This window comes from Staphylococcus sp. B1(2026) (assembly GCF_058895785.1).
Genome location: NZ_JBZXTS010000081.1, coordinates 1 through 3,076, shown reverse-complemented (window position 1 = coordinate 3,076; position 3,076 = coordinate 1). Strand labels below are relative to the sequence as shown.

The following is a 3,076-nucleotide window of genomic DNA, read 5'->3' as shown; positions in this document are numbered from 1 at the left end:
TTATGTTATAATAATTGAGTTACTTACTGGCTAATCTGGTAACAGATTGGAGGTGTATACTATGAGTTTTTTCGGTGATTTTTTAGTAGCTATCGCAGCAGATGTAGTAGCTTACATCATTTGCAAATGGCTTGATAGTTACTTTAAGTAAGTGATAAGTCAAGATAAAGAAAAAGACAGAGCTGGCACTCTGTCTTTTTTGTGTATACTTTGAATCTTTTCGGTTGCTTACGTATTAATTATAAGCTATTGAGTTGATATTAATCAAGTTATAAATGTGGAGAAAAAGAAGATAATTAAGTCAAAGTCAAGTGACGGAAACAAACCGAATTCGCTTTAGCGAACAAATCAATGATGTTTACATCAAATTGATTTGGGACGATATGAATGGAATGAATATCGGGTCTATTTTTTGTATAAAAAATAGACTTTGTTCGACGGCGTAGCCGTCGGTCTTGCACACCAGTCTGTAACACTGGTGTGCAAATTCCCAAATAGTACATATTCCAAATCCTCGTAACCCTTGAGCTTCAACGGTTTGAAGGCTGTAAAAATGACTAAAAAAAAGGTTTTTTTGTGATTTCACATTTACATTTTACACTATCTCTTTAAATGCTTGAGCCACAACGGTTTCGAGGTTTTTATAGGTGGTGTAAATATACATTTTCGAGAGACCCCCGGTGCAAATTCCCAAAAAAATTAAAAAAGTACCTTTAAACTCATGGGGCTCAAGGTGTCAGAATTTTCAGAAAAGCGGAGAATTCGACTTTTTTTGAAGTTTTTTTATCTGTTTTTTCTTACTTTTTAGGTCTGTAGAATAGTTATAATTATTCATTTATTTAAATATTTATTTATGTTTATGTATGATGTTGTTTAAAATAAATAAAGTGATATAATAAAAATATAAAAAAAAGAAACACATAAATTATCGCCATGACCAAATTTTGATAATTTTATGTGTCTATAAGATTTTTTATATGCAATTAAAATAATACTTTATGACAGGATTATAACATAAAATATTTTATTTGCATATAAAATATCTTCTAAATCTTTTTTAAAATTTTAGGAGGATTTTTTTATGGCAAAAATAGAGTTTAGTACAAAAATTGATTATTTAAGAGGGGCATTAGTTTTACCGATAGAAAAAAATTGGATTGATGATTTATTTATTAAATATATTGTTAAAGATAAGGGTGATGATAAAGAATATCAGTCTTATAGAGAATTAGTAGAATGTTCATTTATTGCTAAAGAGGGTGCTTTTAGTACTGTTTATAATCAATATGGACGTCGTTATCGTTCTGAATTATTTAAAGGTATTACGATTTATACATGTCCTATTAAACATGGTATAAAAGATGATGATAATCTTGATTTTAAAGATAAATATCAATGGGTAAATGAACAAGTTATATTCATTGACATTACAGGGCATGGCTGTAATTTTTATCAAAATAATATGCATGAATTTGTGTCTGATTTATATTTAAGATATGAGTTTAATTGTTCTAGAGTAGACCCTTGTTTAGATATTATTAATCAAGATTATTTATTAATAAAAACAATTAAAAAAAAGATAGAAAATGGTTATTATATTTCTAGATATAAAGAAAAACAAATTATAGAGAGTTCTACAGGATTAACTATGTATTTAGGTAGTACTAGTAGTGATAATAGAATGCGTATTTATGATAAATTAGCAGAACAATATAATAGATATGTTAATGATAATGGAATAAAAAAACGTGGTATTAGAGATAGTGAAGATAAAGATTATTTTCATGATTATTATGAGATTAAAGATGATATTTTTGAAGGATATAAAGAAGATGAGAATTTAAAAAGTTGGGTTCGTTTTGAAATGCAGTTACGTAAGAAATATGCTAATAAATTTTTAATTCATTATGTTAGTTCATCTATTCAAGAGTTTGTAAATGATAATTCATTAAATATTGTTGATGAGGTTAATATTGGTTTAGATGATTTAATGACTGAACAAGCAGCATATTTTAGTAATGAAGAGAAGTATGACAGGGCTGGTAATTTAAAAGATGAATATAATTATTGTGCGAAAATTGATAATATTTACTGTAATAATTTAGATTTATTAGTTCATACTTATGTTATATCATCAATTAAATTTTTGAATGAGAAAAGAAATGGTAAAATAGATAAACGAGATAAAAAAAGATGGTCTACGTGGAAAGATTGGAAAATATTTATGGATGATGTACAACCAATTAAGATAGCACCTGATAAAAATGATAATAAAACATTAGATAATAAATTTAATTGGATTAATAGACAGGTAATAAGTTCATTAGCATTGATTAATTATTATAATTCTTTAGTATCTGATGAATATAAATTAAAATTTAAAGAATATGATTTGAGTAAAAAAGATTATTTAATAATTTTAGATAAATTAATTGATAATAGTATTAATGATTTTGATATAAGTAAAAAACAGGCAATAGATAAAGTTTTAAAAGAAATTAAAAAATATCAATGATTGTTTTAATATATTATATAAAAATAAACGCTTTAAATATAATTTAAAACGTTTATTTTTTATATATTTTCAGGACAAAGAAAGTCTGAAAATATATGAGTAAAAATTAATTATAATATAAAAAGTAATGGTAATCAATATTTTACAGGTAAATAAAAGACGCTCAGAAACGTATCTAAATAGTAACGTATTTTAGAAAGAGCGTAATTGTCAACGCATGTCAGAACGATTAAAATGAACTGTCTTATTATTGCTTGAATTGTGCGTGTTTTAGCCGTTATATACTTAAAAAAGCGAAGTAGTATAAATTTGTTGATTTACTCCTTTGCTTCGCCGACAGACGCAAATAACGGCTAAATTAGATAATGCAATAATTTAAGAGTGGAGATTTTTTTATAAAGCAAAGCGACTAAAAAAATACTACTCGTTTATTGCATTTCTAAAACGATAAACTATATCAATACTCCTGAAGCGAGCCAAATTGTTTTGAGCTACTTTTTAAAAAGTAGCAAAGAAAAAGAAAATAAATTAATTGATTATGTTATAATAATTGAGTTACTT

The 3,076-nt window shown here is 25.7% G+C and carries 1 protein-coding gene; it reads left to right on the top strand.

Translation table 11 applies throughout. The features are described 5' to 3' along the window. Positions 1–1,081: 1,081 nt before the first annotated feature. Positions 1,082–2,515 carry a replication initiation factor domain-containing protein gene (locus AC5EAH_RS07870; RefSeq protein ID WP_493494230.1) on the top strand — a complete coding sequence of 478 codons (1,434 nt, stop codon included), beginning with the start codon at positions 1,082–1,084 and terminating at the stop codon, positions 2,513–2,515. Positions 2,516–3,076: the final 561 nt, after the last annotated feature.

Excerpts from the sequence above, each read along its gene's own strand:
- AC5EAH_RS07870 (WP_493494230.1), top strand. The coding sequence starts at position 1,082 with ATGGCAAAAATAGAGTTTAGTACAAAAATTGATTATTTAAGAGGGGCA.